Here is a 6329-nt window from a genome sequence, read left to right as displayed (position 1 = left end):
GTCAATTTCTGTTTTTCTCAGCCCAGCAAGGCCGAAACCGCCAAAATGCACCAGCGTATCCATATATCCTAAGAGTCTTAGGTGCACCGGCACACGCAGATCGACCGTTTGGTTGCGCTGCACGGTCGGGACATGCTGGGGAAAGGGAAGCAGAACGGCTGCGCCAGAGTGCCACAGAGAGCGCCGGTGGCGCCCTGTAAGGCCAGACCAAGGCCCAAGGCTTGGAGAGAGTCCTAGAGGCGCTGCGGAACCCTCACGCCTGCTTGCGGGGCCTGCCGCCCTTGGCGCCGTTGGTCCGTGCGGCCGCGGCCTTGGCGGGGGAGGACGACTTGCCCCCTTCCGCGCCAAGCAGCGCGGCCATCCAGCGGCGCGTTCCATAGATGCCCTTCATGAAGCCAGGAACGTAGACGTCCGCGTCCAGACGGGGCCAATGCAGCCCAAGGCCCGACGGGGTGATCTCTATCTCGGCCAGATCGGCCGGATCCGCCCCGGCCAGGTCTTCCACAAGATGCACCGGGACCATGATGGTGACGCCGCTGCTCAGGCCTACCACGAGGCGATTCTGGCGGGCGTCATATTCGGCACTGACAGCATAGCCGTTGCGGCGCAGCTCCTCGCCCTGGCGAACGGCAGACTGAAACTCTTGCTCAGAAATCTCCATGGATGGTGCTCCATTGCGGGCAGAGGGTGGACAGGTGCGCGGCCAGGTCCTTCTGGATGCGCAGTTCTTCGCGGCGCGAGAAGCCGTAGCTTTCCCGCAGGCTCGGCGGACCATCGGGGCAGTTCAGCACGAACACGGCCTCTCCCTTTGCCCCAATGACATGGACATGGGCGGGGCGGTGATCGGCGGGGTAGATCACCACCCGCAAGCCATCGAGGCGAAGAACAGTCGGCATAGCGCACCTTAGCAAAAACCCAAGCGCTTGGGAATAATTGAGAGGTAGCACCACTTGGCCATACCTCCAACTGGACCTGACCCTTTCTGACAGTGCCACGATCCCCTTGCTTGACACATCTTCGCGCCAGCGTACTCTCGTGGCCACGACAAGGCTTCGCCTTGCCCTGACCACTCGCGCTGGTGAGGGGGCGTGCCGCCCCCTTCAAACCCCCGATCCGCACCTGGTGCGGCGGGACCCGCCCCGAACCCCGGCAGGGGAACACCCCTGCACCCCTCTGGAGCCTGCCTGATGGCCAACGACTCTTCCGCTACTTCCGAGCCTGCCCGCTGGATCAAGCTGCGGGCCAGCGCGGCCGAGCGGGCACGTTGGCAGGCGCTGGCAGCAAGCCGGGGCATGAGCCTGTCGGAGCTAATCCGAGCGTCCTTGGGCGGCTTGCGGCTACGGACGCGGCGGGAAGCGCCGCCGGTCGCCCCGGAGCTGCTGCGGGAGCTGGCGCGGATTGGGAACAACCTCAACCAGCTCGCGCGGGCCGCCAACCGGCACGAGCCGGTAACGGCAACCGCTCTGCTGTCGCGGCTGATCGAGATCGACCGGGATCTTGGGGCGCTTCGGGCGGCGCATACGCGGGCCGACCCGCCGGAGCGCGGCTGATGCTGATCAAGTTTACCAGCGGCGGCCGGGGCGGCGGGGGAGCCGTGTGCAACTACCTGGTCGATGCGGAGCGCACGGGCCGGGAGCATTGCCCGCCGGAAGTGGTGCGGGGTGACCTGGCGCGGACGCAGGAGCTGATCGACAGCATCGAGCGGCAATGGACCTACACGCACGGGGTGCTGTCCTTTGCGCCCGAGGACGCGCCCAGCGTGGCCGAGCAGGCGGCGGCGATGGATGCTTTCGAGGCCTTCGCCTTCGCCGGCCTCGATGCCGATCAGTTCGACATTTCCTGGGTGCGCCACCAGCACACCGAGGCGGGCCGGGTGGAACTGCACTTCGTGACCCCGCGCATGGAGCTGGCCTCCGGGCGGGCGCTCAACATCGCGCCGCCCGGCTGGGAGCGGAGCTTTTCCACCCTGCGGGACGCGCTGAACCTGGAGCATGGCTGGGCGCGGCCGGACGATCCGGCGCGGGCGCGGGAGGTGGCGTTCGAGCTGTCGCCGCCCTGGGCGCAGCACGGCTTTCACCTGAAAGAGGGCAAGGAGGCCGTCCACGGCTATGTGGCGGCGCTGATCGAGCGGGGGGCGGTGCATGACCGCGCTAGCCTGGTCGATGCTCTCACCGAGGCCGGGCTGGAGGTCACGCGGGCAGGCAAGGACTACGTGACGGTGCGTGATCCCGACACCGACGAGCGCCTGCGGCTCAGGGGCCGCATCTACGAGAAGGACTGGAACGATGACACGGAGCTTGGCCGAGCGGCTGCACGAGAGGTTGGAGAGCCAGACGGCCGAGATCGCGGCCTTGACCGAGAGCGAGCTGCAGAAGCTCTCGCAGCGTGTGAGCGCGAGCGTGAGCACCGAGCTGACCGAAATCGAGATCGCTATCGCCCAAGCCACGCATGGGATCAGGACCGCGCTGCCACAGCTGAAATGGATCTTGGGGCTGACCTGGGGCGCATTGATCGTGAGCTTGATGCTGACAGGCTTCTTGCTTTGGCGCTCGAGCCAGCCCTTGAGGGTGGTGGAGGACATGCCCTTGGAGACGTTCCAGAGCGAGGGGCAGAGCTACCTGGTGGTGCCCGAGAACGCGACCCCGCTGCAATGCACCACGCCCTCGGGGCGGAAAGCGATTTGCCTGCATATGAAGAATGGGGACTGAGCCATGGACCAGCTCACGGCATTGGAGCGCGCCTTGCTCGAACAGTTCAGGCTCTTGGCGAACGAGTTCAATCAATCGGAGAGCGCGTCCGAGGAATATTCGAAGAAGGTGGGCGCATGGTCGCAGCGCATCTCGCAGCGACAATCAGCGATCGAGGCCCGCTTGTCGCAGATCGAGGCCACACAGCAGCGCTTGAGCGCGGGCTTGGAGAACTTGAACGCGGCCTTAGCCAAGCAGACCGCCTCAACCACGCACTTGGTGCAGCAGGTGAACGCGTTGCTGAAAGAACGCTGACATTAGTCCAGGAGCGCAAAGCGCACGAATGGGAGTTGGAGCGGGCCGCAAGGCGGGAGCGCGACAGGGGCCACGATCACGAGCTTTAAGTTAGCCCCTCAAGGCAACCCTACTTTGTTTTTGGCTGAATTGGCAGAAGAACAATGAGATAGCCCCGGCCGTGATCCATACATCTGCAAGATTGAACACAAAGGGGTGCCATGCCCCAAAGTGCAGATCGAGATAATCGGTCACCACTCCATACACCGCACGGTCAATGACATTGGCGAGCGCCCCCGCCACAATGAAAGAGGCAGCAATGCGCTCCAAGCCCTGCGATCTAAAAGCCCATAGCGCAAAACTCGCTGTCAATGCGGCCGTGGCGAGCAGCAGCACAAGCCGCGCAGTCTCACCCTCGAATGAGAACAGGCTGAACGAAACCCCCTGATTGAAGGTCAGACGCAGCGCGACAAAGGGCAGAAAGTCGGTTGCCGCGCCGTAGGGTTCGAGAGAGGTGCGCGCCCATAGCTTTGCAGCAAGATCGAGCGCGGCTCCAAAGGCGATGATGAGTGCAGGCCTAGCCGTTTTCATGCACGGCCAGCCTGTTTGAGATCGGAGCGCGCATCCCGGATGATCGACCACGCCGATTGCAGGAACAGGCCCGCGACGGCGAAGGCCACCAGAAGGTCAGGCCAGGACGAGCTAAGCGCCCAGACGAGGACAGCCGCGACGACCACGGCAAGGTTGCCAATCGCGTCGTTGCGCGAGAACAGCCAGACTGCACGCATATTGGCATCGCCCTTGCGGTGGGGCAGCAGCACAAGGGCAGCGGCCACATTGACGATGAAGGCCACGACCGCGAAGCCACCCATCAGGAGGGTTTCCGGCTCATGCTCGACAAAGACGCGGTAGAGCGTCGAGCCAATCACGCCAAGGCCGAGCAGGCCCAGAAACACGCCTTGCAGCAGCGCCGCCTTGGCGCGGGCCGCGAGGCCCCAGCCCACCGCAATGAGTCCGAGGAAGGAAATCAGGCCATCGCCCACGAAATCGAGCGCGTCCGCCTGTAGCGCCTGCGAACCCGACAGAAAGCTGCCGAAAATCTCGATCACGCCATAGCCGACATTGAGAAGGACAACGATCCAGAGTGCGCGCTTGTAGGCTGGGGTGACGTGCGACAGGTCAGGGATCTTGTCGTCATCCTCATCGGTTTCCGCCCCGGCCACCTTGGGCTGGCCTATGCGATCAAGCTGATAACCCAGGCTTGTCACTGCCTGCTCAATAGCAGGAAGCCGCGTCTGCGGATCATCGACATTGAGCGTCATGATCTGCGAGGCAATCGACACCTTCACCTCGTCCACGCCTTCAACCTTGCGGGCCGCGCCCTCGATCTTGGCGGCGCAGGACGCGCAGTCCATGCCCGTAACGTGATAGCGGATTGTGTCGGTTGCAGCGGCCATTCGTCGATCCTCGAAACTTTAGCCTTGCCCTGCTACAACCTGTAGCGACTACAGGAGCAAGGCAAAAGATGCAGATCGGCGATTTATCCCGGCAGACGGGCGTGAACATCGAGACGATCCGTTACTATGAGCGCATTGGGGTTTTGCCCAAGCCTGCCCGCCAGCCGAACGGACGGCGCACCTACAGCCCCGCCGATGCCGAGCGCCTGGGCTTTATCCGCCATGCTCGCGAGCTTGGTTTCGATCTGCCAAGCATCCGCATCCTGCTCGCCTTGCAAGAACGGCCGGAAGCATCATGCGAGGATGCGAGCCGCATTGCCCAAGAGCAGCTTGAGGCAGTCGAAAGCCGGATTGCCCGCCTGCTTCTCTTGCAGGATGAACTGGCCCGAATGGTCAGCGAATGTAGACGAGGTAGGGTATCCGAATGCCGAGTGATCGAGGCTCTAGCCCCCGCCCGCCCTACAGCCCGCTCTGATCCGAGCGGGCGGGCGGGGACTACTGCACCCTAGTCCTAAACAGCGCCAAGCTAACTTATCGGCCGAGGATGCGCTGAAGGAGGCTGCGCGGTTCCTTGGGCCGCTTGTCTTCCAGGAGCGCCTGCTGACGCTCGGCCAATGCGCGCCAATGGTCGGCATTGGCTTCGGCCTTGCCCAGCATCTCGCGCAACAACTCGACTTCTCGTTTTAGGCCTTGGTCGGTCAGGGTGGTCTGGTGGTTCTCATGGGTGGTCGGTTGCGGTTCCGGGACCCGGTCGGCCGACCGGTCAGGAGCTTGGAAGGAAAACGCACGGTGCAACTCTGCCGGGTCGATGGCGTAGCGACCCCGATCATCCTTGGGCGCGCTCATGCGCCCACTATTGATGGCATTCAGAAGGGTAGACTTGGAGCGGCCGCAGGTCTTGGCAGCCTGGTTCAGCGTCAGCGGCACGGTGGTTCCTTGGGTGGTCGGGGCCGGTCGGCAGGGTGGTCGGTATCGGTTTCCGGAACCGGTAGCCGACCGGTCGGCTACTCGGGGGTCTGGTCGGACTTACCGCCCTCAATCACGTCCAGCTTGTAGCGTTCAACAGCTTGCGCGTGGCTGTTCACGTTGCCCCGGAACGCCCCTTCCGGCGTCACGGTGATGATCTTCACCCGTCCGCGCTTCATCCGTCTAATAGCTCCCACCTGCTCCAAAAGGTCCAAGGCGCGAGCCATCTGGGCCTTGTCGGTTCGCATTACTTCACACAGGTCGGCAGCGGTCTTGGTGCATTCGTAGGACTGCCAACCGAGGTTGCGGGTGATCTGCCAGAGCACCGCCTGCGCGTGGAAGGCCTGTGCCGTAGTCTTCGCCGCCGTAAACAGACGTTCGGTCACGGCGTCCTGATACTGGAATGCAATGGACACGTTGCCTCCTCCGAAGAAGTCAAACTCAATCTGATTGCTGACGGACAGTTCCTTGGCCGCCAGAGCGGCCTTCCGCGCCATTGCGGCGCGTTCGGGGCTGTTCTCCCGGAGAGCCTGCTGATCGAGCAGGAGCGCCGCCTGGTCGTAAACACCGCGCTTGCGCATTGCGCGGGCGGTCAGATCGGCAGGCGGATTCGGGTTTGTGCGTTGGCGCTGTTCTGCTGCCCCAACAATGACGCCGATAGACTGGACAGGCGAGCCTGTCCGACGCTGCGCCAGTTGCGTGACTTTGGCCGTTTCGATGTCTTCGGCAGACACCCCCATCCGCCGTAGTTCGTGAAGTGAAATCCTGCCCATCCCTCGCCTCGATAGTTGTCTGGTGGACAACTTAAGTTGTCTGGTGGACAACTGTCAATTTCTGTTTTTCTCAGCCCAGCAAGGCCGAAACCGCCAAAATGCACCAGCGTATCCATATATCCTAAGAGTCTTAGGTGCACCGGCACACGCAG

General features: G+C 63.3%; 9 protein-coding genes. 3 read left to right on the top strand and 6 right to left on the bottom strand.

Annotated elements, in window-relative coordinates; translation table 11 throughout:
• Positions 1 to 253 precede the first annotated feature (253 nt).
• Both RAH32_RS21155 and RAH32_RS21150 read right to left on the bottom strand, forming a co-directional pair.
• Positions 254 to 661, bottom strand: a complete 408-nt coding sequence (locus tag RAH32_RS21155) for a DUF2442 domain-containing protein (protein ID WP_112875557.1) — start codon at positions 659 to 661, stop codon at positions 254 to 256.
• The gene (locus RAH32_RS21150; protein WP_112875556.1) at positions 648 to 896 is read right to left on the bottom strand and encodes a DUF4160 domain-containing protein; all 249 of its coding nucleotides are present in this window, start codon (positions 894 to 896) and stop codon (positions 648 to 650) included. Before RAH32_RS21150 ends, RAH32_RS21155 begins: the two co-directional genes overlap by 14 nt.
• Positions 897 to 1187: 291 nt before the next feature.
• On the opposite strand from RAH32_RS21150, the gene RAH32_RS21145 reads away from it, so the two are divergent.
• A complete protein-coding gene (locus tag RAH32_RS21145; RefSeq protein WP_112875555.1) occupies positions 1188 to 1550 on the top strand; it encodes a MobC family plasmid mobilization relaxosome protein in 363 nt (120 codons plus the stop codon).
• Positions 1550 to 3091 (top strand): relaxase family protein, encoded by a 1542-nt coding sequence (locus RAH32_RS21140; RefSeq protein WP_306610372.1) that lies wholly within the window; start codon positions 1550 to 1552, stop codon positions 3089 to 3091. The genes RAH32_RS21145 and RAH32_RS21140 overlap by 1 nt, the downstream gene beginning before the upstream one ends.
• A gap of 1 nt (position 3092) precedes the next feature.
• On the opposite strand, the gene lspA is transcribed toward RAH32_RS21140, so the two are convergent.
• Complete coding sequence (gene lspA / locus RAH32_RS21135) at positions 3093 to 3572, bottom strand: signal peptidase II (protein ID WP_088239308.1); 480 nt, start codon at positions 3570 to 3572, stop codon at positions 3093 to 3095.
• Positions 3569 to 4396 (bottom strand): cation efflux transmembrane domain-containing protein, encoded by an 828-nt coding sequence (locus RAH32_RS21130; RefSeq protein WP_081791453.1) that lies wholly within the window; start codon positions 4394 to 4396, stop codon positions 3569 to 3571. The genes lspA and RAH32_RS21130 overlap by 4 nt, the downstream gene beginning before the upstream one ends.
• Positions 4397 to 4506: 110 nt before the next feature.
• On the opposite strand from RAH32_RS21130, the gene RAH32_RS21125 reads away from it, so the two are divergent.
• On the top strand, positions 4507 to 4947 hold the full coding sequence (locus RAH32_RS21125; protein ID WP_051578295.1) for a MerR family transcriptional regulator: 441 nt from the start codon (positions 4507 to 4509) through the stop codon (positions 4945 to 4947).
• Between the two features lie 22 nt (positions 4948 to 4969).
• On the opposite strand, the gene RAH32_RS21120 is transcribed toward RAH32_RS21125, so the two are convergent.
• Both RAH32_RS21120 and RAH32_RS21115 read right to left on the bottom strand, forming a co-directional pair.
• On the bottom strand, positions 4970 to 5365 hold the full coding sequence (locus RAH32_RS21120) for a hypothetical protein (RefSeq protein ID WP_306610371.1): 396 nt from the start codon (positions 5363 to 5365) through the stop codon (positions 4970 to 4972).
• A 77-nt stretch (positions 5366 to 5442) separates the two neighbouring features.
• Complete coding sequence (locus RAH32_RS21115) at positions 5443 to 6177, bottom strand: helix-turn-helix domain-containing protein (protein ID WP_112875558.1); 735 nt, start codon at positions 6175 to 6177, stop codon at positions 5443 to 5445.
• Positions 6178 to 6329 lie beyond the last annotated feature (152 nt).

It is taken from the genome of Paracoccus yibinensis, assembly GCF_030846195.1.
GTDB classification, from domain to species: domain Bacteria; phylum Pseudomonadota; class Alphaproteobacteria; order Rhodobacterales; family Rhodobacteraceae; genus Paracoccus; species Paracoccus yibinensis.
The sequence above is the reverse complement of the archived record's forward strand: the minus strand, read 5'-3'. Positions and strand labels throughout refer to the sequence as shown.

What these genes read in the sequence shown, in the direction of transcription:
- RAH32_RS21155 (WP_112875557.1), bottom strand. Translation starts at nt 661, where the DNA reads ATGGAGATTTCTGAGCAAGAGTTTCAGTCTGCCGTTCGCCAGGGCGAG.
- RAH32_RS21150 (WP_112875556.1), bottom strand. Translation starts at nt 896, where the DNA reads ATGCCGACTGTTCTTCGCCTCGATGGCTTGCGGGTGGTGATCTACCCC.
- RAH32_RS21145 (WP_112875555.1), top strand. Translation starts at nt 1,188, where the DNA reads ATGGCCAACGACTCTTCCGCTACTTCCGAGCCTGCCCGCTGGATCAAG.
- RAH32_RS21140 (WP_306610372.1), top strand. Translation starts at nt 1,550, where the DNA reads ATGCTGATCAAGTTTACCAGCGGCGGCCGGGGCGGCGGGGGAGCCGTG.
- lspA (WP_088239308.1), bottom strand. Translation starts at nt 3,572, where the DNA reads ATGAAAACGGCTAGGCCTGCACTCATCATCGCCTTTGGAGCCGCGCTC.
- RAH32_RS21130 (WP_081791453.1), bottom strand. Translation starts at nt 4,396, where the DNA reads ATGGACTGCGCGTCCTGCGCCGCCAAGATCGAGGGCGCGGCCCGCAAG.
- RAH32_RS21125 (WP_051578295.1), top strand. Translation starts at nt 4,507, where the DNA reads ATGCAGATCGGCGATTTATCCCGGCAGACGGGCGTGAACATCGAGACG.
- RAH32_RS21115 (WP_112875558.1), bottom strand. Translation starts at nt 6,177, where the DNA reads ATGGGCAGGATTTCACTTCACGAACTACGGCGGATGGGGGTGTCTGCC.